Here is a 22,436-nt window from a genome sequence, read left to right as displayed (position 1 = left end):
CCTCAACGGTTTGCTTGGATGGCTTGCCAGACCGTGTGCGGCGTCGCCGGCATGGCGATGTCCTTGATACCGAGCGCATGGCAGATCGCATTGATCACCGCCGGCGGCGAGCCGATGGCGCCGGCCTCGCCGCAGCCTTTCACGCCGAGCGGGTTGTGGGTGCAGGGCGTGCCCTTGGCCGTCTCGATATTGAAGCTCGGCAGGTCATCGGCGCGGGGCATCGCGTAGTCCATGTAGCTGCCGGTCAAGAGCTGGCCGCTCTCGGTGTCGTAGATGCCGTGCTCCAGGAGCGCCTGGCCGAGGCCCTGGGCGATGCCGCCCTGGACCTGGCCCTCGACGATCATCGGATTGACGATGTTGCCGAAATCGTCCACCGCGCTGAATCGATCCACGCGCACCACCCCGGTCTGCGGATCGACCTCCACCTCGCAGACATAGCTGCCGGCCGGATAGGTGAAGTTGGTCGGGTCGTAGAAGGCGTTCTCGTTGAGGCCGGGCTCCAGCTTGTCGAGCGGGTAGTTGTGCGGCACATAGGCGGTCAGCGAGACCGAGGCGAAGGGCACGCTCTTGTCGGTGCCGGCGACCTTGAACACGCCGTTCTCGAATTCGATGTCGGTGTCGGCCGCCTCCAGCAGGTGGGCAGCGATCTTCTTGCCCTTGGCGATCACCTTGTCCACAGCCTTGACGATGGCCGTGCCGCCGACCGACAGCGAGCGACTGCCATAGGTGCCCATGCCGAACAAGACCTTGCCGGTGTCGCCATGCTCGATGCTCACGTCGTCAAGCGGGATGCCCAGCTTGTCGGCCACCACTTGCGCGAAGGTGGTCTCGTGGCCCTGGCCGTGCGAATGCGAGCCGGTGAAGATCGTGACCTTGCCGGTGGGGTGCACGCGCACCTCGCCGGCCTCGAACAGGCCGGCCCGTGCACCCAGCGCGCCGGCGATGTTGGACGGCGCCAGGCCGCAGGCCTCGATGTAGGTCGAGTAGCCCAAGCCGCGCTTCAGGCCCTTGGCTTCGCTCGCGGCCTTGCGGGCGCCGAAGCCGGCCACGTCGGCGATCTCGATGACGCGCTTCAGGGTGGCGTCGTAGTCGCCGGTGTCATAGGTCAGGCCCACCGGCGTGGCATAGGGGAACTCGCGGATGAAGTTGCGCCGGCGCAGCTCGGCCGGGTCGATCTTCAGCTCATGGGCTGCCGTCTCCACCAGGCGTTCCACCACATAGGTGGCCTCGGGCCGGCCGGCGCCGCGGTAGGCGTCGACCGGCGCGGTGTTGGTGAACACGCCGGTGACCTCGGCATAGATCTTCGGCGTCGTGTACTGGCCAGCCAGGAGCGTGGCGTAGAGGATGGTCGGCACGCTGGAGGCGAAGGTGCTGAGGTAGGCGCCGAGGTTGGCCGTGGTGGTCACCCGCATCGCGAGGAACTTGCCTTGCGCATCCAGGCCCAGCTCGGCCACGGTCGCGTGGTCGCGGCCATGGGCGTCGGCGAGGAAGCTTTCGCTGCGCTCGGCCGTCCATTTGATCGGGCGCTTGATCTGCTTGCTGGCCCAGACCAGGGCGGTCTCTTCGCCGTACAAGAAGATCTTGGAGCCGAAGCCGCCGCCCACGTCGGGTGCCACCACGCGCAGCTTGTGCTCGGGGATGCCCAGCACGAAGGCGCACATCAGCAGCCGCTCGACATGCGGGTTCTGGTTGGCCACATAAAGCGTGTAGCTGTCGTCGCTGGGGTTGTAGGCAGCGTTGGCGGCACGCGGCTCGATGGCGTTCGGGATCAAGCGGTTGTTGCGAAACTCAAGACGCGTCACATGAGCGGCAGCAGCCATGGCGGCATCGGTCGCGGCCTTGTCGCCGCAGCCCCAGGTGTAGCAGACGTTATCGGGCGCATCGTCATGCACGGTGCCTGGCAGCAACTTGGCAGCGGCGCAGTCGACGACGGTGGGCAGCTCCTCGTAATCGACATCGATCAGCAGCGCCGCCGCTTTCGCCTGTGCGTAGGTTTCTGCCACGACCAGGGCCACAGCATCGCCGACGAATCTCACCTTGCCGTCGGCCAGGATCGGGTGCTTGGGCTCCTTCATCGGTGAGCCATCGAGGCTGTTGATCAGCCAGCCGCAGGGCAGGCCGCCGACCGCCTTGAAGTGCTCGCCCGTGAACACGCCCAGCACGCCCGGCGCGGCCTTGGCGGCCGTGGCATCGAGGGTCTTGATGCGCGCATGGGCATAGGGGCTGCGCAGGAAGAAGCCATAGGTCTGGCGTGGCAGGACGATGTCGTCGGTGTACTGGCCACGGCCGGTGAGGAAGCGCGCGTCTTCGCGGCGGCGGACCGATTGGCCTATGAATCCAGCTTGGGGTGCATTCATGGCAGGCTCCTCACTTCATGGCCGGCACGGCGGCCTGCACCGCGCGCACGATGTTCTGGTAGCCGGTGCAGCGGCAGAGGTTGCCCTCCAGCCCGGCGCGGATCTCGGCCTCGGTGTCGCACTTGTGGTGCTTCACCAAGTCCACGGCGCTCATCACCATGCCCGGCGTGCAGAAGCCGCATTGCAGGCCATGGCATTCCTTGAAGGCGGCCTGCATCGGATGCAGCGTGCCGTCTTCGGCGGCCAGGCCTTCGATGGTGGTGATCTCGGCACCACTGGCCTGCACCGCCAGCATGGCGCAGGCCTTCACCGCGCGGCCGTTCAGGTGGATGGTGCAGGCGCCGCACTGGCTGGTGTCGCAGCCCACGTGGGTGCCGGTCAGGGCCAGGTCCTCGCGGATGAACTGGACCAGCAGCTGCTCCGGCGCGACCTCGCGCGAAACCGTCTGCCCATTGACTTTGAGCGTGATGGGAATGCCCATGGTGGTGTCTCCTGGTTGCAGCCCTGGTCAGCGTCGTGCCGGGCTGTCTGATTCCTATCCTCGGTGGCACTGCAGCTGCTGCGAAGCTGACGCAAACCCTGCTGGATATGCATCCATGTGCGCGGCAGCACCTGGGTCGGTGCGGCGCGCCTGGCAGAGAAGGCGCCAAGCAGACAGAATGCCGGCCGATGGACAACGTCGACCTGAATGTCTTGCGCCAGCTGGTGCATTGGCGCGCCGAAGGGCGCCGTGTGGTGCTGGGCACGATCACCCGCACCTGGGGATCGGCGCCGAGGCCGCTGGGCTCCTGGGTGGCGGTGCGGGACGACGGCGCGATTGCCGGCTCGGTCTCGGGCGGCTGTATCGAGGACGACCTGATCTCCCGCATCCGCGCCGGCGCGCTGACGCTGACCACGCCCGAGCTGGTGCGCTACGGCGTGGGCGCCGAGGAGGCCACGCGCTTCGGCCTGCCCTGTGGCGGCACGCTGGAGCTGCTGCTGGAGCCGGTGGGCGATCACTCCGCCTGCGAGGCCTTGCTCGCCAAGCTCGATGCGGGCCAGCGCGTGCGCCGCGAGCTGGATCGTGCCAGCGGCACGGTGATGCTGTTCGACGAGCATGGCGCCGACCTGCTGCGCCTGACCGATACCCAGCTGATCAGCAACCATGGCCCGCGCTGGCGGCTGCTGATCATCGGCGCCGGTCAGCTGACCCAATACCTGGCCGGCATGGCGCTGGCGCTCGATTACCAGGTGCTGGTCTGCGACCCGCGCGAGGAGTATGCGGAGGAGTGGGCCGTCTCCGGCACGCGGCTGCTGCGCGGCATGCCCGACGACGTGGTGCAGGAGTTCCGGCCCGATGCGCACAGCGCCATCGTGGCGCTGACCCACGACCCCAAGCTCGACGATCTGGCCCTGATGGAGGCCCTGAAGAGCCCGGCCTTCTACGTGGGCGCCATAGGCTCGCGCGTGAACCAGGGCAAGCGGCGGGCGCGCCTCGCCGAGCATTTCGGGCTCAGTGAGGCCGAGCTGGACCGGCTGCATGGCCCGGTGGGCCTCGCCATCGGTGCGCGCACGCCGCCGGAGATCGCCGTCTCCATCCTGGCCCAGCTGACGGCCGAGCGCTATGGCGCCCAGGGCAGCGGCGCCGAGGCCGGCTGCGAGATCTGAGCTGAAGCGCAACTAGGGAAGGGTCCGCCCCCTCTGTGCGGCGGCGGCGCTGCCTGCTATGGTCTCCGGCCATGAGCAGCGCATCGCGTAGTTCTGGACTGACCCGCCGCCAATGGCTGCATGCCATGGGTCGGCGCGGCGGTGGCGCAGGCGTCTATGCCGCCATGTCCTTCCTTGGCCTGGCCGAGGCCTCGCCCGCCAAGCCCGAGTTTTTGCTCGGGCCGGCGCCCAAGGGCGCGACCGTGTTGGTGATAGGGGCGGGCGTGGCTGGCCTCGTGTCGGCGCTGGAACTGCAGCGTGCCGGCTACCAGGTGCAGCTGCTGGAGTACAACGACCGCCCCGGCGGCCGCAGCTGGACGCTGCGCGGCGGTGATCGCTACACCGAGCTCGGCGGTGCCACGCAGCATTGCCAGTTCGACAAGGGCCATTACCTGAACCCCGGTCCCTGGCGACTGCCCTTTCATCACCACGGCGTGCTCTCCTATTGCAAGCAGCTGGGCGTGCCGCTCGAGCCCTTCATCCAGGTCAATCACAACGCCTATGTGCACAGCACGCGCTCGTTCGGTGGCCAGCCGCAGCGCTGGCGCAAGGTCCAGGCGGATTTCCAGGGCGATGTGGCCGAGCTGCTGGCCAAGGTGGTGCAGCAGCGCAAGCTCGACGAACCGCTGAGCGACGAGGACCGCGAACGCCTGCTCGGCGCCCTGCGCAACACCGGGGCGCTGGACAACGAGATGCGCTATCGCGGCGGCTGGCAGGCCAGCAAGCGGCGCGGCACCGAGCCGGCGCAGGACGACGGCCTGCATATGGTGAAGAACCACGAGGCGCCGCGCAGCCTGCACGAGATGCTGGATCCCGAGTTCTGGGCCCGCATGAACGAGAGCCGTGATTTCGAATACCAGACGCCGCTGTTCCAGCCGGTCGGCGGCATGGATGCGATCCCCAAGGCCCTGGCCAAGGCCGTGGGCCCGAAGATCCGCTACCGCGCCCGCGTCACCGAGATCAGCCAGGACGAGCGCGGCGTGACGGCCCGCTACGAAGACCTGAACCATCCCGGCCAGATGCACACGGCCAGCGCCCAGTGGTGCGTCTGCACCTTGCCGCTGTCGATACTTTCGCAGCTGGAGATCCGCGTCGGCGAAGCGCTGCGCAACGCCATCCAGGCCGTGCCCTATTTCGCCGCCACCAAGGTGGGCCTGCAGTTCAAGCGCCGCTTCTGGGAAGAGGACGAGGCCATCTACGGCGGCATCAGCCTCACCGACCTGCCCATCATGCAGATCGGCTATCCGAACTACGGCTTCCACGGCAAGAAGGGCGTGCTGCTGGGCGCCTACACCTTCGGCACCAATGCCTACGAGTTCGCGGCCATGTCGCCCGAGCAGCGCATCAAGCAGACGCTGCGCCTCGGCGCGCAGATCCATCCGCAGTACCCGGCCGAATTCGAGAACGGCATGGCCGTGGCCTGGCACCGCTCGCCGTTCACGCTGGGCTGCTTCGGCTGGTGGACCGAGGAGACTCGCGAGCGCCACTATCCGGCCATGCTGAAGATGGATGGCCGCATCGTGCTCGCCGGTGAGCATGCCTCGCTCTTGACCGCCTGGCAGGAGGGCGCCGTGCTGTCGGCCCGCCATGCGATCACGCAGTTGCACACGAAGGCGGTGGGCGCATGAAACGGTTGCTGCTGCTGAGCCTGCTGGCCGGGCCCGCCCTGGCCGCCGACACGCCGGCCACGCTGTCGCAGGGCTGGCAGTTCCAGCAGCGCAGCGGGCCGGCGCTGTTCGCCTCGATCTGCGCCGGCTGCCACATGGCCGAGGGCCAGGGCGCGCGCGGTGCCGGCGCCTATCCGGCGCTCAAGGGCAATGCGCGGCTGGCCTCCGCCCAATACGTGCTGATGATGGTGATGCGCGGCAACAAGGGCATGCCCGGCTTTGCCTGGCAGCTGGACGACGAGCAGGTGCTCACCATCGCCAACCATGCGGTGCAGCGCTTCGGCCCGGCCGGCTCGCTGCTCTTGAAGCCCACCGACGTCGCTGCCATGCGATCCCAGATGCCCCGACAGGAGCCTTTCCCATGAGTGTGTTGATGAAGAAGATGCTGTGCCTCGCCGGCCTGCTGCTGGTCTCCGCGGCCACACAAGCGCAAGCGCCGACCGGCGTAATCCGCCACAAGATTCCGAATTCCGATTTCCCGATTGCTGCCGCCATCGAGATCCCGCCCGGCAAGACCCTGGTGCTGCTCAGCGGTGCCGTGCCGCCGGTGGCGGACGACAAGGCCGAGAAGGGCTCGCTCGCGGCTTACGGTGACACCCGCACCCAGACCGTGGGCACGCTCAAATCCATCGAGCGTTCGCTCAAGGGGCTGGGGCTCACGATGGCTGATGTGGTGAAGATGCAGGTCTTCCTGGTCGGCGACCCGGCCAAGGCCGGCAAGATGGACTTCGACGGCTTCATGGCCGGCTACCGCGAGTTCTTCGGCACGGCTGCCCAGCCCAATTTGCCCACCCGCTCGGTGATGCAGGTGGCGGGCTTGGTGGCGCCGGGCTGGCTGGTCGAGATTGAAGTGATGGCAGTGCGCTGAATCCAGCGCGCCCCGCTTACTTCAAGGTGTAACCCCGGCCATCCATGCAGGCGTCCACGGCGCGGTTGAAGACGCTGGCGTCCCGCATGGCCTCTTGCTGGGTCGTGGCCCAGCGGTTGCATTCCCGGCGGTCGAACTCCAGTTGCTCAGGGCTCTGGCCGTTGCGTGGGTAGATGATGGGTTCGGCCCGGCCGGATTGGCTGGGCTGCTGGTAGACGACCACAGGGGCCGGTGCCGGCGGCAGCGGTGCCGGCGGCGGCACATAGACCACGTCGGGGCTGCGGTCCGCGTGGCTGGCGATGGCGATCAGCGGCACGGCGATGGCCAGGCCCAGCAGGGCGCCACCGAGGCCCAGGTGGTGGTGATGATGGTGGTGGCGCGGCGGTTCGTAGTAGCGAGGGCCGGCGGCCGCGAGGCCGTGGGCGACGAGCAGGGCCGAGACGATCAGGGTGCGAGGCAGCAGCTTCATGACGGGGCTCCGGTGGGCAGTCCGCAGCCAACGCAGACAGGCCGGTGGCGGTGCACCGGCCGTAACAATTTCATTCAGGCGTGCAGCCGGCATGACGGCCGGCACCCCCGCTTGAACAGCGCTACTTCATCGTGTAGCCGCGCCCATCCATGCAGGCCTCGACCGCGCGCTGGAACACCGAGCCGTCGGCCATGGCCGAGGGCTGGCTGGTGGCCCAGCGGTTGCACTCCTGGCGGTCGGCTTCCTGCTGCTGGGCGCTCTGGCCGTTGCGGGGGTAGATGATGGGCTCGGGCTTGCCAGGCGGCACGTTCTGCACCGGCTGGGCGGACTCAGCATTGGCCGGCGGAGCCACCACCACATAGCCGCTGGGTGCGTGCTGGTAATAGACGCCGTTGGCATAGAAGTACGGCAGGCCGCCGATCTGCAGCGTCACATAGGCCCAGGGCAGGATGGGCACGACGAGGCCCAGCGGCGGCAGCACGACACGGAAGCGCGGGCCGTCCGGCCGGTACCAGACGCCGCCGTGGAAGTAGTAGGGTCTGGGGCCGCCATGCACGACCACGGCACCGCGCGGCAGGGCGGGCGCCACCCAACCGGCGGCTGGGTAGTAGTGGTCGTGGTGGTAGCGGGTGTCGTAGACCATGCGGCCGTCCGGGCCATGGCGGTCGGCGAGGGCGGGACCGGTGGCCAGGGCGGTGAACAAGGTGGTGGCGACCAAGGCAGGGATGAGGGCAATCTTCATGGCTGACTCTTGAGGCAGTAGCAGTGGTGGCGTTGACAACGTCCTCAGCATCGCCCCCGTTCACCCCGCGCGCTTTGCTGGCGGGTAAAGATTTCTTGGGGGCTCTGCGATGATGCGGCTCCCCGGCCCCGGAGACGCCTTGATGATCAAGCTGCACTACTACCCCAGCAACGCCAGTTTCGCTCCCCATGTGCTGCTGGAAGAGCTGCAAGTCCCCTACCAGCGGGTGCTGGTGGACCGCAATGTCGGCGCTCACAAGTCGCCCGAGTACCTGAAGCTCAATCCGAACGGCCTGATCCCGGTGCTGGAAGACGGCGAGCTGGTGCTGTACGAGACGGCCGCCATCCTGCTGCACCTGGCCGACACGCATCCGGCGGCGCAGCTCGCGCCGGCCCTGGGCACGCCCGAGCGGGCCGAGTTCTACAAATGGCTGGTCTGGCTCACCAACAGCGTGCAGCCGCTCTTGATCGGCTACTACTACCCCGAGCGCTGGGTCGATGAAGGCAATGATGCCGGCGTGGCCCAGGTGAAGGCCTCGGCCGAGCGCCGCCTCGGCCCCTTGCTGGACCAGCTGGATGCGCAGTTGGCCAAGAGCGGCGGACCCTGGCTCCTGGGCGAGCACTACACGGCGGCGGACCCGTTCGCCTTCATGCTGTGCCGCTGGACCCGCAATTTCGCGCGGCCCGCACGCAGCCTGCCGCACATCGGCCCCTACCTGGAGCGCATGCTGGCCCGGCCGGCGGTGGCTCAGGCCATCGCGACCGAGCAGTTGCCGCAGCCCTGGGTCTGAGGGTGTAGCGGCTCGCTTTTGCCTGCGGCGGAAACTCAACGGTCTCTACAACCGTCGTGCTTCTGCCTGCGGCGAAAGCTCAACGGTCGATACGACCGTCCCGCTTTTCAACCATCTCGCGGATCTTGGTGCATTCGCCGTGCGCCTGGAATTCCGCCTTCTTGCAGCTGCGCTCCAGGCATTCCATGTAGGGCAGGTTCAGCGAATCGGGTACGAAGCTGCTGCGGCGCTTGGAACAGGCGGCGCGGGGGTCTTGCGGAGCGGCGGCCACTTCGACGGGTCGGGGTTCGGGCTGCGAGGCAGGCGCCGAGGCGGTGCTGACGGTGTGGGTTGCCACCACCGGTTGCTGGACGAGGCTGGGATCCTGGCGAGGCAGACTGGGGATAGGGCCCGGCTTGTCCTTGATCGCAGGCTTGGACGCGGGCTCCTGCCTCTGGCCCGAGGGGAAGCTGGTGCGGGCCTCGACCGTGCGTGATGCCGAAACCTGCGGAGCCGGGGCAGATGCGGCCGGGCTGGTGGCCACCGAGGCCGGCGTTGTCGCCTTGCCAGGCAGCGGTTCGCTGGCTGGTGCCGCAGCCGGAGCGGAGCCACTGGAAGCTGCCGCCTGCAGCAGCGGTGCGGAGGCCGCGTCCTGTGGCGGGGACTGGCCCTTGTCGCGCCCCCAGATCAGCCATCCGCCTGCGCCCACCAGCAGCGCCAGCCCCAGCACCAGGCCCATCAGGCTGCGGCCCGGGCGACGGCCATCAATCAGGTCGGCCGACGGCAGGGGCTGAGCGGCCACCGGCTCGCGTGGCGCCGCCACGGGCGGCGGCGGGGCCGCTTGCTCGGGGGGGGCGGGAGGCGGAGAGGCCGGCGGTGGCGGCGCGGCCGGGCCCGTCACCTGCGTCGTGTCCAGCGTCGTGGGCCCCAGGCCGCCGAGCAACTGCGTGCTCTCGTAGGCCTGCGCGCCCCGCGGCGCAATGATGGTGCGCTCGGGGTCGAAGTGGGCGGTCGATTCGGGCGGCTTGATCTCACCCAGCAGCGCCGCACGGAACTCGCGCATGCTCTGCGGCCGGTCCTGCGGCCGCACGCCCAGCGACCAGTCGATGGCCGCCAGGAAATGCTCGGAGTAGCCGGCCAGGCCGCGCTCTGCCAGCGGCTGGTATTCGTCGGCCACCGTGCGCGTGGTGGACGGTGGCGGCGTGTGGCCCATCACCAGGTAGTGCAGCACGGCGCCGAGCGCATAGACATCGGTCCAGGGCCCCTGGCGCAGCGAGGCGGCCTCGGCGTACTGCTCGATCGGTGCGTAGCTGGGCTTGAGGATGGCGGTGAAGCTCTGCGTCTTGTCGCTGATGGCGCGCCGCGCGGCGCCGAAGTCCAGGAGGATGGGATCGGCCTCTTCCAGCGGCAGCAGCACGTTGTCGGGCGCGATGTCACGGTGGTAGACCTGCTCGGCATGCAGGATGGCCAGGCCGTCCAGCAGCGGCAGCAGGCGCCGCAGGATCCAGGCTTCGCTGGGCGGCTCCACCATCTGCTGGCGCGCCTGCTTCAGCGTCTGGCCTTGCAGGTAGGGCATGACCATGTAGGCCGTGCCGTTCGCTTCCCAGAAGCGGTAGACCTTCAGCAGCGAGCGGTGGTCGAAGCGGGCCAGCAGCCTGGCTTCATTCACGAAGCTGCGCCGGCCGAGGTCGAAGGTCTCGGTCAGCGAACCCGAGCGCACCGAGACATGCGAGCCCTCGCTGCGCTTGGCCAGTTGGCCGGGCATGTATTCCTTGATCGCCACCAGGCGCTCCAGCGCATGGTCCTGCGCCAGGTAGACGATGCCGAAGCCGCCCACGCCCAGCGTGCGCAGGATCTCGAGTTCGCCGAAGCGCGTGCCGGCCGGCAGGGCGTTGAAGTCGTCCTCGGCCGAGTTGCCCGGGATCTGGCTGCGATCGTCTGAAGCGGCGGTCATGTAACTCCTGACGGTGCTCCAGGTTAACTCAGCAGGACCCCGTCAAGCCTTGCGCAGCGAGGCGAGGGCCTCGACGCGCTTCAGCAATTCACGGTCGTTCCAGGGTTTCTTGAAGATGCCGAACAGGCCCTGCACCTCGTGCACCCGGGTCTGCAGCTCCTCATGGCCGGTGATGGCGATGATGGGCAGGTCTTCGGTGGCGAGGCTGCCCTTCACATCGGCGATCAGCTCGAAGCCGTCCTTGTTGGGCATTTCCAGGTCGGTGATCAGCACATCGACCTTCTGGCGGCCCAGCACCTCCAGCGCCTCGACGCCGTCCTTGGCCGAGGCCACCAGGTAGCCGGCCTCGTTGAAGAGCTTGACGAGCTTGGTGCGGGCCACGGTGGAGTCGTCCACCACCAGCACGGCGGCCGGCGAGCGGGTCTGGGGCACGGCCGGGGCCGGCGGTGGTGCCAGGGGTTCGACGCGCGGCGGGCGTTCGACCAGGCTGTCGTCACCCTTGCGCAGGCTGACCAGGATGACCACGATGGCCAGCGGCACCGCGATCAGGAACGGCAGCAGGTAGTTGCCCAGTGCGTCCTGCAATTCTGCAAACATGCTTGCTTTCTCCTCAAGCCGGCCAGTGGCGGGCAAAGATGCCTGCCACCGCCGGGTGCTGCTCCACCGTCAGCAGCAGGGCATGGAACTCGGGCCGGGCCTGCTGCAGGTGCGGCCGGCTGCCCGACCATTTGGAAACCACGGTGGCCAGCAGCTCCAGCGCGCCGGGGCGGCCACCGGCCATGAAATTGGAACCGAACTGCTCGGCGAACAGCGACCAGTGGCGGTGCAGCCGGTCACGCGAGCCGGCGCGGATGCGGGTGATGTCGTCTTCGTCGGCGTTCTGGCACCAGCGGCCGGGGTAGTCGATGATGCTGATGGCGGCATAGCAATTGGCCGCCACGAAGACCAGGCCGCGTATCGCCCGGGCACGGGCGGCGGGTTCGCTCGGCAGCAGGCCGGAGCCCGGGTGGCGCAGGCCCAGTTCGATCAGCATGGCCGCGCTCTCGGTCAGCACCGTGCCGTCGTCCAGCACCAGAGTAGGGATCTGCTGCAGCGGGTTGACCCGCGACAAGGCCTCAAGACCTGGCCCCGGCTGCCAGGACGAGGCCTCCACCTGCTCGAAGGGCAGGCCCGCCAGCGTCAGCGCCGCCTCGATGGCGGCCGAGCCGGAGCCCTGGGTGCCAAAAAGGGTGAGAGTGCTCATAGCCGCAGTGTTGCACGCTCCAGGCGGTATTTGTGCTCCAGGCAGGGTTGTCCCCGGAACATTGCCCGCTCCGTGGCCACCTGCTGCAGGCCCAGGCGGCCCAACAGTCGCAGGCAGGCCACATTGCGGGCATCAGTGATGGCAATCACCGGGTGCGGCGCCAGGGCCTCGTCGATCAGCAGTTGCATCGCCTCGAAGGCCAGGCCCAGGCCTTGCGACGGCCGGGCCAGGCTGAAACCGATCTCCACGGCCTCGGCATGCCGGCACAGGCCGATGTCGCCGATCAGGCGATTGCTTTGGCGCTCGGCAATGCCCAGCTGGCACCACTGGCCGGCTTCCAGCAAGGGGGCGGCCGCCATCTCCCGCAGGAAGGCGAGTGCCCAGTCGTCGCTGCGCGGCTCCCAGCCCTGGTAGCGCGCCACCTCGACATCGCGGCGGTAGGCCTGGAAGTCGGCGAGGTCGGTTTCCGCCAGGCGGCGCAGCTGCACGCGCTCGCCCAGCAACGGCAGGGCGATGCTCATGGCACCGGCCAGGCTGGCTGCGGCCCGCGCAGCGCCTCATAGGCGGCGGACAACCGCAGCACGCCCAGGTCGTCATGCCGTTGGCCGATGATCTGCAGGCCTATCGGCAGGCCGCTCTTCGTGTGGCCGCAGTTGATGGACGCCGCCGGCTGCTCGCTGAAGTTGAAGGGCACGGTGAAGGCGATGTGCTCGAAGGGCCGCGCAGGGTCATGCAAGGGGCTCGCGAGCTCGGCATCGAAGGCCACGACCGGTGCCACCGGCGAGAGCACGCAGTCAAACGGCTGGCAGGCCGCGATGGCCGCATCGCGCAGCGCCGCCATCTGGCTGTAGCCCTGGAACAGCTCGGCCGCCGTGCAGTGCTCGCCGTTGGACACCCAGTCGCGGATATAGGGCAGGACGCGGGCCCGGCGCTCCGGCGCGAGGGCCGAGATGTCCAGCCAGGAGCGCATGCGCCAGAAGCGGTCCAGGCCATCGATCATGGCGCGGTTTGAGAAGGGCGCGAGCGGTTCGACGAGGGCGCCGGCCTGCTCGAAGGCGCGGGCGGCAGCCTCGACGGCAGCGCGCACCTCCGGGTCGACCGGCAGGCCCCAGCCGGCGTCCATCAGCAAGCCGATGCGCAGGCCGCGCGGCGCCAGTGGCGGGCTTTGCCAGGCGATGTTCTGCGTCGGCAGGCTCATGCCGTCGCGCCAGTCCGGGCGGGAGAGCGGCCCCATCATCAGCGCCGCATCGGCCACGGTGCGGGTCATCGGCCCGGCCACCCGGCCGGCGTAGGGCGGCTGGATGGGGATGCGGCCGAGGCTGGGTTTCAGCGTGTAGATGCCGCACCACGACGCTGGCAGGCGCAGCGAGCCGCCGATATCGGTGCCCAGATGCAAGGGGCCATAGCTGGCTGCTGCGGCCGCACCGGCGCCGGCGCTGCTGCCGCCGGGCGTCTTGCTCAAGTCCCAGGGGTTGCGCGCGGCCGGGTGCAGGCTCGACAGGCCGGAACTCAGCATGCCGTAGTCCGGCATCGTGGTCTTGCCCAGCAGCACGGCGCCGGCTTCACGCAGCCGCGCGGCCGGTGGCGCGTCGGCCGTGGCGGGCGGGGCATCGGCCAGGGCCGCCGTGCCCAGCGGCAGCGCGCAGCCGGCGGTGGCGATGTTCTCCTTCAGCGTCAGCGGCACGCCATCAAGCGCCAGCGCCTCGCCGCGTCGCCAGCGGGCTTCGGACTCGCGCGCGCTGGCCAGCGCCGCCTCGGGCTCGAAGCGGTAGAAGGCATGGAGCCGAGGCTCCCAGCGCTCGATGTGGGCGATGGTGGCCCGCACCACCTCGACCGGCGAAAGGCTGCCGTCGCGGTAGCGTGCCAGCAGCTCGGTGGCGCTCAAGTCATGCATGGGTGCTCGTCATTTCCAGCTCAGGGTGGCGAGGTCGTTGGCGAAGATCGGCATGTCGGCCCACAGGCCTTGCAGGCCCTTCTTGGCCACGGTCAGCCATTGCGGCTGGTACAGGTAGACGGCGGCCGCGTCCTGGGCCAGCAGGCGCTGCGCGTCGCCGAGCAGCTGCAGCCGTTCTGCCTCCTTGGGGGCTTCACGCAGGCGTTCGTAGAGCTTGTTGAACTCGGGGTTCTGGTAGCCCCAGTAGTAGGCCGGCTTGGCGTAGTTCCCGAGGTCCAGCGGCTCCACATGCGAGATCAGCGTGAGGTCGTAGTTGCGCTGGCCGTAGACGCCCGCCATCCACTGCGCCCATTCGATGTTCTCCAGCTTCAGGTTCACGCCGACCTGGGCCAGCTGGGCCTTGATCAGCTCGCCGCCCTGGCGCGCGTAAGGCACGGGCGGCAGCTTCATCGTGAGGTTCAGGCCGTTCACACCGGCTTCCTTCAGGAGCGCGCGGGCGCGGGCCGGGTCGTAGGGGTTGATCGCCGTCGTATCCACATAGCCGGGCGCGCCGGGCACGTAGTGGCTGCCTATGGGCACGCCGAAACCGTCGGCCGCTGCCGCGATCACGGCCTTGCGGTCGATGGCGGCGGCCAGCGCGCGGCGCACGCGCAGGTCGCCGAGGGGCTTGCGCTGGTGGTTGATCGCGATCAGGGTCTTGGCCCGCGAGCCGCTGGTGATGACCTGGAAGCGCGCATCGGCCTTGAACTGCGCGAGGCTGCGCGCCACCGCCACGCGCGGGAAGGCGTCCACATCGCCGGCCAGCAGGGCCGCGACCTGCGCCGCCGGCTCGCTGATGAAGCGGAACTGCACGCGTTTGATCGCCACCGGCACTCGGTAGCCCGGCCAGGCCACGAGCGTGAGCGAGGCGCCGCGCGACCAGGCCTCGAAGCGGTAGGGCCCGGTGCCCACCGGCGTCTGCGCATTGCCCGCCGCGCTCTTGGGCTCGACGATGCAGGCGCTGGCCTGGCCGAGCAGGAAGAGCAGGTCGGGCTCGGGGCTCTTGAGCAGGATCTGCACCGTGCCTTCGTCGGGGGCCGTGACGCTGGCGAAGCCGGCGAACAAGCGCTTGTCCTTGTTGCTGCTGGCCTCAGCCGCCGCCCGCTCGAACGAGAACTTCACGGCCGCCGCATTGAAGGGCTCGCCGTTGTGGAACTTGAGGCCGCGCCGCAGCTTGAACGTGTAGCTCTTCTGATCGCTAGAGATGCTCCAACTCTCGGCCAGCAGCGCCCGCACCTGGCCGTCGCTGCCAATCTTGGTCAGCGTCTCCAGGACGTTGTAGAGCACGATCTCGGCAATCGCGGAGGCGGCGCCGGCCGTCGGGTCGAGGCCGGGCGGCTCCAGTGTCATGCCCATCACCAGGGCATCGCGGCCGCGCTGGGCCAGCAGCGGCAGCGGAGCGGCGAGGCCCGTCAGGAGCAAGGCGCGGCGGGTGATTGCAGGCATGGGGCAGGGCGATAGAGGCGGACGGCGGCGCAAGGATAAGCGCAAGCCATGACCCCCGTCTTTCAGTGCGCGCCCAGCAGCTCCTCCACCGGCCCCTGCCGCACGATGCGGCCTGCTTCCAGCACGGCCAGCTGCTCGCACAGCTGGGCCACCACGGCCAGGTCATGGCTGATCAGCAGCAGCCCCATGCCGAAGCGCCGGCGCAGGTCCTGCAAGAGGTTCAGCACCTGGGCCTGGACCGACATGTCCAGCGCGCTGACCGGCTCGTCGGCAATCATCAGGCGGGGCCGCGTCACCAGGGCGCGGGCGATGGCGATGCGCTGGCGCTGGCCGCCGGAGAACTGGTGCGGGTAGCGGTCGAGGTCGGCGGCGGTGAGGCCCACGGCTTCCAGCATCTCCAGCACGCGCTCGCGCCGCATGGGCCGGGGCATGCGCTCCAGCAGCTCCAGCGGTTCGCCCACGCTGCGCTCCACCGTCATGCGCGGGTCCAGCGCGCCGGCGGGGTCCTGGAACACGATGGCGATCTGGCGTCGCGCATCGCGCAGCTCGTGGGGCGACAAGGCATGCAGGTCTCGGCCGAGCAGCTCGACGCGGCCGCCATCGGGCCGCTCCAGCGCCATCAGCAGCCGGGCCAAGGTGCTCTTGCCCGAGCCCGAGGCGCCGACCAGGCCCAGCGCGCCGCCGACTTCCAGCTCGAAGCTGACGCCGTCCAGCACCGGCAATCGGCCCGGCGCTCGCAGCAGTGACTCTCGCGGCAGCGTGTAGTGGCGGCGCAAGTCCTGCACCTTGAGCAGCAGTGGCTGGTCTTGATTCACGCGTCCAGCCTCCAGCAGTCGGCGCTGCGCCCGTCCGCCAGTGGCCGGCGCGGCGGCAGTTCGTCGGCACAGTGCTGGTCGACCTGAGCGCAGCGCCCGGCGAAGGGGCAGCCTTGCGGCCATTGGCCGGCCGCCGGAACGCTCCCCGGAATGGCAGGCAAGACCTGGCCCCGTGTCGCCAGGCCGGGGCGGGCGGCCAGCAGCGCTTGCGTGTAGGGATGGGCGGGCGCGGCCAGCAGCGCGGCGGCCGGGCCTTGCTCGACGATGCGGCCGCCGTACATCACCAGCAGCCGGTCGGCGCGGCGCGCGACGAGGCCGAGGTCGTGCGAGATCAGCAAGAGTGCAAGGCCCTGCTCGCGGCCGAGCTCGGCCAGCAGGTCCAGCACCTGCTGCTGCGAGTCCTGGTCCAGCGCCGAGCTGGGTTCGTCGGCGATCAGCAAGGCCGGTCCGCAGGCCAGGGCCTGGGCGATCAGCACCCGCTGGCGCTGGCCGCCGGAGAGCTCATGGGGCCAGGCCTGCCAGCGCGACTCGGGCAGGCCAACGCGGGCGAGCAGGGCGCGCGCCCGCGCTTCGGCGCCATCCGACATGCCATGGAGGCGCAGCGGCAGCATCACCTGCTGCAGCACGCGCTGCAGCGGGTTCAGCGCGCTCAGTGGCTCCTGCGGCACGAGCGCGATGCGGCGGCCGCGCAGCTTGCACAGCGCGGCCTCATCGAGACCCAGCAAGTCCTCGCCAGCGAGGGCCAAGCGGCCGCTGGCGCGCGCGGCTTCGGGCAGCAGGCCCATCAGGGCCAGGGCCGTCATGCTCTTGCCACTGCCGGATTCGCCGATCAGGGCCAGCGTCTCGCCGGCGCGCAGCTCGAAGTCGAGACCGCGCACCAGGGCCCGGCCGTCGTGCAGATTCACCTGCAGGTCTTGCACGGAGAGCAGCGGCTCGTTCATCGCTGAGCCTCCTGTTTCGGATCCAGCTGGTCGCGCAGGCCATCGCCCAGCAGGTTCAGCCCCAGCACGGTGAGCATGATGGCGAGGCCGGGATAGACGGCCAGCAGCGGCGCCTGGAACAGCCAGCTCTGTGCCTCGGCCAGCATGCGGCCCCAGGAAGGGTCGGGCGGCTGTGTGCCAAGGCCGAGGTAAGACAGCGCGGCCTCGGCCAGGATGGCCAGGGCGAACTGGATCGTGGCCTGCACGATCAGCGGTGCGGCGATATTGGGCAGCACATGGTCGAAGCTGATGCGCCACGGGCCTTTGCCGCAGGCACGCGCGGCCAGCACGTAATCGCGCGACCAGACCGACAGCGCCGCGCCCCGCGCGACCCGCGCGAAGGTGGGCACGGCATGCAGGCCGATGGCGGCAATGGCATTGACGATGCCCGGCCCCCAGACGGCCGTGAACACGAGGGCGATCAAGAGCGCCGGGAAGGCAAAGCCCACGTCGGCCGCGCGCATCACCAGTTGCTCGACCCAGCCACGCCGCGCCGCCGCCCACAGCCCCAGCGCGGTGCCGAACAGCAGGCCGATGCCCACGGCGATCACGCCCACCAGCAGCGCATTGCGCGCACCGGCCATCAAGAGGCTCAGCACGTCGCGGCCCAGCGCGTCGGTGCCCAGCCAATGGGCGCCGCTCGCCGGCAAGAGGCGGGCTTCCATGGCTATGGCCTGCAGCGGCCAGGGCGTCCAGACCAGGGACAGCGCGGCCATCGCCAGTACGGCGAGACTCAGCACGGCGCCTATGCGCAGCGCCGCCTTCATTGCCGGCCTCCGCCGCGAAGCCGTGGGTCCAGCCACAGGTAGAGCAGGTCGACGATGAAGTTGATCAGCAGCACCGCGGCCACCAGCAGCATCACCGCATTGCGCACCAGGGCCAGGTCGCGGTTCGCGATGGCCTGGAAGATCAGGCGGCCGAGGCCCGGCAGGGTGAAGACGTTCTCGACCACGATGGCACCGGCCAGCAGGTTGGCGAACTGCAGGCCGGCGATGGTCAGCACCGGCAGCAGCGCGTTGCGCAGCACCGGCCCCCACAGCAGGGCGCGGCGGCTCATGCCTTGGGCGCGGGCATTGCGGACGAAGTCCTCGCGCAACAGCTCCACCAGGGCCGAACGGCCCACGCGGGCCAGGATGGCGCCCTGCACCAGCGCGAGGGCAAGCGCCGGCAGCAGCAGCGACTGCAACGCGGCCCACCCACCGCCTTCGCCGCCCCAGCCGGGGAAGCCGCTGGCCGGCAGCCATTGCAGCTTCACCGAGAACAGCAGCATCAGGAGGATGCCCAGCCAGAAGCCCGGCAGCGCGATGCCCAGCTGGCTGGCGGCCATCACGGCCAGGTCGCCGCTGCGGCCCTGGCGGCTGGCCGCGAACACGGCGGCCGGCAGGGCGATCAAGAGGGCCAGGGCCATGGCCAGCAACGCGAGCGGCAAGGTCAGGGCCAGGCGCTCGGCGATCAGCGGCCCCACCGGCGCGCCGCCATAGCTGGCGCTCACGCCGAGATCGCCGCGCAGCAGGCCGCCGGTCCAATGCAGATAGCGCTGCAGCGCACCCTGGTCCAGGCCAAGCTGGCGGCTCAAGGCCTCGACGGCCTCGGGCGCCGCATCGGGACCCAGCAGCACCTGGGCGGCATTGCCGGGCAGCAGGTCCAGCAGGCCGAAGATCAGCACCGAGGCGGCCGCCAGCGTGGCGAGCAGCCCCAGCAGTCGGCGCAAGAGGGCCAGGCTCACCGCAGACGTCTTCGCTTCAGCGCCGCCGCGGCGGCAGGCTGGCGGGCGGGTCCTGCTGGTAGCGCGCTGCCTGCTTGAGGCAGCCCAGCGTGGCGCGGATGTGGTTGCGGGCCGCCTGCTCCGCCGCATCGGCATCGCCGGCCGCGATGGCTTTGGCGATGGCCCGATGCTCGGCAATGGCCGGATGGGCGCGGTCCTTGGAGATCAGCACGGCCGGCGCGAACACCTGCGAAGTCTTGCGCACCAGGGCCATCTGGCCGTCCAGGAACTCGTTGTCGGCCAGCTCCACGATGGCGGCATGGAAGTCCACATTGCTCTGCGCATAGTCGGTCGGCGACCAGGGCGACAGCGCCGCCTCCTGGCGCGCCAGCAGCGGCTCCAGCAGGGCGGCCGCCCGCGCGCTGCCCCGCTCGGCCGCCTGGCGTGCGGCCAGGGCGTCGAGCATCTCGCGCATGGCGTAGCCGTCAAGCAGGCGGCGATGGTCGGCGCGGGCCACACAGACCCCGCGCACGCTGTCAGCCTCGACCAAACCTTCGGACTGCAGCATGCGCAGCGCCTCTCTGAGCGGGGTGCGGCTGACCTTGAGGTCGGCCGCCAGCTGGACCTGGCGCAGCATCTCGCCAGGCGGGTAAAGCCCCATGTAGATTCTCTGGCGCAGTACCTGCGCCACCTCGTCGACGAGCCGCACCCGGCTGCGCCATTCGATCTGTTCTGTCACATGTCCCTCGACGTTTCGTCCCGGTGTCTTGCCGCAAGCATGGGCCGATGCTGGTCTGCCCCGGAATCGTTGGATACTTTTGCTACCCTTGGGCGCAAATGATAGCCGCGGGTCGGTGGCCGGCGCCCCAGTTGCCCGGGGCGCATTGAAGCAAGGCTTGGCAAGATGTTGTTGGACGAGTTCGATCTCCTGCTGCAGTCCCTCGATGAGTCCCTGGACGGCGTCGACCTGCGGACGGCCCGCCGCCTGCTCGACAGCCTGCAGGACCTGGCCTACGACGACACGCGCAGCGCCCGCCTGGCCAGCCGCGCCCTGGTGCTGGACATGCTCTCCAGCGACAGCGAACCCGAACTCGAACCGGCCTATGCCCTGCTGCAGGCTGCGCGCCGGGCGGGTGACACCGGGACCCAGGCCGATACCCTGGTGAGCCTGGCCCGGCTGCAGTCGCGGGCCCGCCTGGTGACCAGGGCGCTGGAATCTCTCGGCGAGGCCGAGGCCTTGTACGAGCAGCGGGGCGACCGCGCCAGCGCGCTGTATGCCCAGGTGCGCGCCAGCAGCGCGCTGTACGAAGGCGAACTGTTCGAGGAGCTGCTGGAGCGTTTCGAGCCGCTGGCCTCCGACCCGGTGCAACTGGCGCTCCTGCCGGCGGCCGCGCGCCACAGCCTGCTGACCAATGTGGGGGCGGCGTATTCCTTTCTGGGCCGCTATGAGCAGTCGGCCGTGATCTCGCGCCAGCTCTACGAGGAGTCCAAGCGCTCCGGCGCGGTCAATGCGCTGATGCGCGACACGGCCAACCTGGCCAACCAGCTGCTCTGGCTGGGCCAGCTCGATGCGGTCGAGGCCCTGCTGGACGAGGCGGCCGCGCTGCTCGAGGGTGGCGAAGTGCTGGAGCGGCACCAGATCTTCTACTTCCAGAACCGCGCGCTGCTGACCTGGAAGCGCGGCCGCCACCTGGAGGCGCTGCCGCTGTTCGACCGGGCCTGGGCGCTGGCGCTGAAGCACCCGATGATGCCCATCCTCGGCCGCGTGCTGATGCGCAAGGCCGAGTGCGCGGAGGAAGCCGGCCTGCTGGAGGTGGCGCTGGCGACGCGCAAGGCGCAAGTCCAGTTGGTACAGGACCGGGCCCGCCACCAGGCCCAGTCCTTCGGCCAGACGCTGGAGCGCGCCAGCAGCCATGCGCGCATGCAGGGCCAGAACGAGTACCTGCGGCGCCATGGCACGGAGCTGGAGCGCGAGCTCGCCGAGGCGCGCGATGCGCTTGAGTTGAAGGTCGAGCAGCGCAATCGCGAGCTGGAGCGCGCCATGCGCATGCTGCTGGAGCGCGAGAAGCAGGCCGCGCTGACGCACCTCGTGGCCGGCGTGGCTCATGAGCTGAACACGCCTCTGGGCAACGCGCTGCTGGCGATCGGCACGATGGCCGCGGTCATCGACCAGAACAAGCAGGCTTTTGAAGAGCGCCGGCTGTCGCGGCGCGACATCCTCGAGCTGCACGGCGGCCTGGAAGAGGGTCTGGCGCTGGCGCAGCGCGGCCTGGAGCGCGCCAGTGCACTGGTGCGCAGCTTCAAGGCGCTCTCGCTCGAACAGGCCGGCATGGAGCCGGTCGATTTCCATCCGAGCGATGTGGTCGAGAACACGCTGGCGGTGATGGATCGTGGCTTGCGCGAGGCCGGTGTCGAGGTGGAGTTGCAGTGCCTGGACGATCAGGTCCTGCATGGCAACCCCGGCGCGCTGGGGCAGGTGCTGGCCCAGCTGTTCGAGAACAGCCTGGTGCATGGATTCAGGGGCTGGGAAGGCGAGCGGCGCTTGCGTATCAGTGCCTGCCTGCAGGGAGACGACTTCTGCCTGGAGGTCGGCGACAGCGGACACGGCATTGCGCAGGCCAACCGCCCCCGCGTGTTCGATCCCTTCTTCACCACGCGGCTGGGTCAGGGCTCCTCGGGCCTCGGGCTGCACCTGGCTTACCGCCTGGTGACGCAGCGCCTGGGCGGCGAGATCCGCCTCCTCGAAGCGCCGGGCGGTGGCACGCTGTTCGAGCTGCGCCTGCCGCGCCGGCTCGGCCACTGAACCTGGCGCTGGTGCCACAGGCAAGACCTGGCCCCGGCGGGGTTGCAGGGCATTCCTTCCGTGCATAGCCGCCCCTCACTTCGTGATGAAGTTCACAGGTTTGCCCTATGTACCAATTGGTCTAGCGGCGACGAACATGTCTTCGGGCTGGCTCTGATCTGCAGCGTTAGCTCCCGGGCAGCGCCATGGCGCAGTCCCGTCTGTCGCGCTTGCTGCTCGCTGGCCTGCTGGCTCTATGCCCGCATGGAAGCGCTCGTCCGCTGCACACGCGTTTCTGCCTGGAATGCATCGCCTGGCTCGGTGCGGCGGGCGCCTTTCGAAACGAGATGATGACGATGAAGACCCTCAAACTCGCAATCGCCAGCCTGGCCCTGGGCGCCCTGCTCGCACCGGCCGAGGCCTCGCTGCTGCTGCGCGGCGGCAACAACGACATGGTGTACGACACCACCACCGGCCTGACCTGGGTGCGCAATGCCAGCCTCGGCGGCCTGCGCAGCTGGGCCGATGCCAAGGCCTGGGTCGAGAACCTGGAATTCGGTGGCCGCAACGACTGGCGGCTGCCCGGCCTCACGCCGGTCGACGGCGTGGCGCTCAACCTCGATTTCTCGGACGACGGCAGCACCGACAGCGGCTTCAACAACAGCGGCCTGAACAGCGAGCTGGGCTTCCTCTTCTACAGCAGCCTGGGCAACAACGCCTTTGACGGGCTGACCGAGACCGGCCCCTTCCAGAACCTGGCGGCCTACGCCTACTGGACCGGCACGGCCTCACCGTACGGCGGCGAGGCCATGCACTTTTTTACCGCCTTCGGCGACCAGGGCAGCTCGTCCACCGACAACCTCTATTACGCCTGGGCCGTGCGGGTCGGCGACGTGCCCGAACCGCAGAGCGCAGCACTCGCGCTGGCCGGCCTGGCCGCGCTGTCGCTGGCCCGCCGCCGCCGCAACCGCGGCTGAGCAGGGCACCGGTCGCCTCAATCAATCCATCACCTTCGCACAG

Annotated in this window: 22 protein-coding genes; 7 read left to right on the top strand and 15 right to left on the bottom strand. The window is 69.5% G+C overall.

Going from position 1 to position 22,436, the window contains the following annotated elements:
* Nucleotides 1–2: 2 nt before the first annotated feature.
* Entirely contained in the window at nt 3–2,357 is a 2,355-nt protein-coding gene (locus tag J7U46_RS15575; protein ID WP_282827413.1) for a xanthine dehydrogenase family protein molybdopterin-binding subunit, read from the bottom strand.
* 10 nt (nt 2,358–2,367) lie between these two features.
* Entirely contained in the window at nt 2,368–2,838 is a 471-nt protein-coding gene (locus J7U46_RS15570; protein WP_282827411.1) for a (2Fe-2S)-binding protein, read from the bottom strand.
* 188 nt (nt 2,839–3,026) lie between these two features.
* Between J7U46_RS15570 and J7U46_RS15565 the strand changes: the two genes are divergently transcribed.
* From J7U46_RS15565 to J7U46_RS15550, 4 genes are all read left to right on the top strand, one after another.
* Nucleotides 3,027–4,004 carry an XdhC family protein gene (locus J7U46_RS15565; RefSeq protein WP_282827409.1) on the top strand — a complete coding sequence of 326 codons (978 nt, stop codon included), beginning with the start codon at nt 3,027–3,029 and terminating at the stop codon, nt 4,002–4,004.
* A 71-nt stretch (nt 4,005–4,075) separates the two neighbouring features.
* Nucleotides 4,076–5,671, top strand: a complete 1,596-nt coding sequence (locus J7U46_RS15560) for a flavin monoamine oxidase family protein (protein ID WP_282827407.1) — start codon at nt 4,076–4,078, stop codon at nt 5,669–5,671.
* Nucleotides 5,668–6,075, top strand: a complete 408-nt coding sequence (locus J7U46_RS15555; RefSeq protein WP_282827405.1) for a cytochrome c — start codon at nt 5,668–5,670, stop codon at nt 6,073–6,075. The genes J7U46_RS15560 and J7U46_RS15555 overlap by 4 nt, the downstream gene beginning before the upstream one ends.
* Entirely contained in the window at nt 6,072–6,578 is a 507-nt protein-coding gene (locus tag J7U46_RS15550) for a RidA family protein (protein WP_282827403.1), read from the top strand. Before J7U46_RS15555 ends, J7U46_RS15550 begins: the two co-directional genes overlap by 4 nt.
* A gap of 16 nt (nt 6,579–6,594) precedes the next feature.
* Here J7U46_RS15550 and J7U46_RS15545 read toward each other — a convergent pair whose 3' ends face one another.
* On the bottom strand, nt 6,595–7,047 hold the full coding sequence (locus J7U46_RS15545) for a hypothetical protein (protein ID WP_282827401.1): 453 nt from the start codon (nt 7,045–7,047) through the stop codon (nt 6,595–6,597).
* Between the two features lie 121 nt (nt 7,048–7,168).
* Nucleotides 7,169–7,789, bottom strand: a complete 621-nt coding sequence (locus tag J7U46_RS15540; protein WP_282827400.1) for a DUF6515 family protein — start codon at nt 7,787–7,789, stop codon at nt 7,169–7,171.
* Between the two features lie 142 nt (nt 7,790–7,931).
* Here J7U46_RS15540 and J7U46_RS15535 point away from each other — a divergent pair, with 142 nt between their 5' ends.
* Entirely contained in the window at nt 7,932–8,579 is a 648-nt protein-coding gene (locus tag J7U46_RS15535) for a glutathione S-transferase family protein (RefSeq protein WP_282827398.1), read from the top strand.
* A gap of 79 nt (nt 8,580–8,658) precedes the next feature.
* Here the strand turns inward: J7U46_RS15535 and J7U46_RS15530 are convergent, their stop codons facing one another.
* The 11 genes from J7U46_RS15530 to J7U46_RS15480 form a co-directional block, all read right to left on the bottom strand.
* Nucleotides 8,659–10,512 carry a serine/threonine-protein kinase gene (locus tag J7U46_RS15530; protein WP_282827396.1) on the bottom strand — a complete coding sequence of 618 codons (1,854 nt, stop codon included), beginning with the start codon at nt 10,510–10,512 and terminating at the stop codon, nt 8,659–8,661.
* Nucleotides 10,513–10,554: 42 nt separating this feature from the next.
* Nucleotides 10,555–11,109: a response regulator gene (locus J7U46_RS15525; protein ID WP_282827394.1), complete on the bottom strand. Its 555-nt coding sequence runs from the start codon at nt 11,107–11,109 to the stop codon at nt 10,555–10,557.
* Nucleotides 11,110–11,122: 13 nt separating this feature from the next.
* Entirely contained in the window at nt 11,123–11,755 is a 633-nt protein-coding gene (locus tag J7U46_RS15520) for a glutathione S-transferase (RefSeq protein ID WP_282827392.1), read from the bottom strand.
* Complete coding sequence (locus tag J7U46_RS15515) at nt 11,752–12,276, bottom strand: GNAT family N-acetyltransferase (protein WP_282827390.1); 525 nt, start codon at nt 12,274–12,276, stop codon at nt 11,752–11,754. The genes J7U46_RS15520 and J7U46_RS15515 overlap by 4 nt, the downstream gene beginning before the upstream one ends.
* Nucleotides 12,273–13,649: an amidase gene (locus tag J7U46_RS15510; protein ID WP_282827388.1), complete on the bottom strand. Its 1,377-nt coding sequence runs from the start codon at nt 13,647–13,649 to the stop codon at nt 12,273–12,275. The genes J7U46_RS15515 and J7U46_RS15510 overlap by 4 nt, the downstream gene beginning before the upstream one ends.
* Nucleotides 13,650–13,658: 9 nt before the next feature.
* Nucleotides 13,659–15,134, bottom strand: a complete 1,476-nt coding sequence (locus J7U46_RS15505; RefSeq protein ID WP_282827386.1) for an ABC transporter substrate-binding protein — start codon at nt 15,132–15,134, stop codon at nt 13,659–13,661.
* Between the two features lie 62 nt (nt 15,135–15,196).
* Nucleotides 15,197–15,949, bottom strand: a complete 753-nt coding sequence (locus J7U46_RS15500; RefSeq protein WP_282827385.1) for a dipeptide/oligopeptide/nickel ABC transporter ATP-binding protein — start codon at nt 15,947–15,949, stop codon at nt 15,197–15,199.
* On the bottom strand, nt 15,946–16,890 hold the full coding sequence (locus tag J7U46_RS15495) for an ABC transporter ATP-binding protein (RefSeq protein WP_282827383.1): 945 nt from the start codon (nt 16,888–16,890) through the stop codon (nt 15,946–15,948). The genes J7U46_RS15500 and J7U46_RS15495 overlap by 4 nt, the downstream gene beginning before the upstream one ends.
* Nucleotides 16,887–17,696 carry an ABC transporter permease gene (locus tag J7U46_RS15490; RefSeq protein WP_282827381.1) on the bottom strand — a complete coding sequence of 270 codons (810 nt, stop codon included), beginning with the start codon at nt 17,694–17,696 and terminating at the stop codon, nt 16,887–16,889. Before J7U46_RS15490 ends, J7U46_RS15495 begins: the two co-directional genes overlap by 4 nt.
* Nucleotides 17,693–18,655 carry an ABC transporter permease gene (locus J7U46_RS15485; RefSeq protein ID WP_282827379.1) on the bottom strand — a complete coding sequence of 321 codons (963 nt, stop codon included), beginning with the start codon at nt 18,653–18,655 and terminating at the stop codon, nt 17,693–17,695. The genes J7U46_RS15490 and J7U46_RS15485 overlap by 4 nt, the downstream gene beginning before the upstream one ends.
* Nucleotides 18,656–18,671: 16 nt before the next feature.
* Complete coding sequence (locus J7U46_RS15480; RefSeq protein WP_282827377.1) at nt 18,672–19,373, bottom strand: GntR family transcriptional regulator; 702 nt, start codon at nt 19,371–19,373, stop codon at nt 18,672–18,674.
* A 165-nt stretch (nt 19,374–19,538) separates the two neighbouring features.
* Between J7U46_RS15480 and J7U46_RS15475 the strand changes: the two genes are divergently transcribed.
* Together J7U46_RS15475 and J7U46_RS15470 are read left to right on the top strand one after the other, a co-directional pair.
* Nucleotides 19,539–21,437 carry a HAMP domain-containing sensor histidine kinase gene (locus J7U46_RS15475; protein WP_282827375.1) on the top strand — a complete coding sequence of 633 codons (1,899 nt, stop codon included), beginning with the start codon at nt 19,539–19,541 and terminating at the stop codon, nt 21,435–21,437.
* A gap of 335 nt (nt 21,438–21,772) precedes the next feature.
* Complete coding sequence (locus J7U46_RS15470) at nt 21,773–22,393, top strand: DUF1566 domain-containing protein (protein WP_282827373.1); 621 nt, start codon at nt 21,773–21,775, stop codon at nt 22,391–22,393.
* Nucleotides 22,394–22,436: the final 43 nt, after the last annotated feature.

Origin of the sequence: Pelomonas sp. V22 (assembly GCF_030014915.1) — a bacterium.
GTDB lineage: Bacteria > Pseudomonadota > Gammaproteobacteria > Burkholderiales > Burkholderiaceae_C > JAUASW01.
This window is presented reverse-complemented; position numbering and strand designations above follow the sequence as displayed.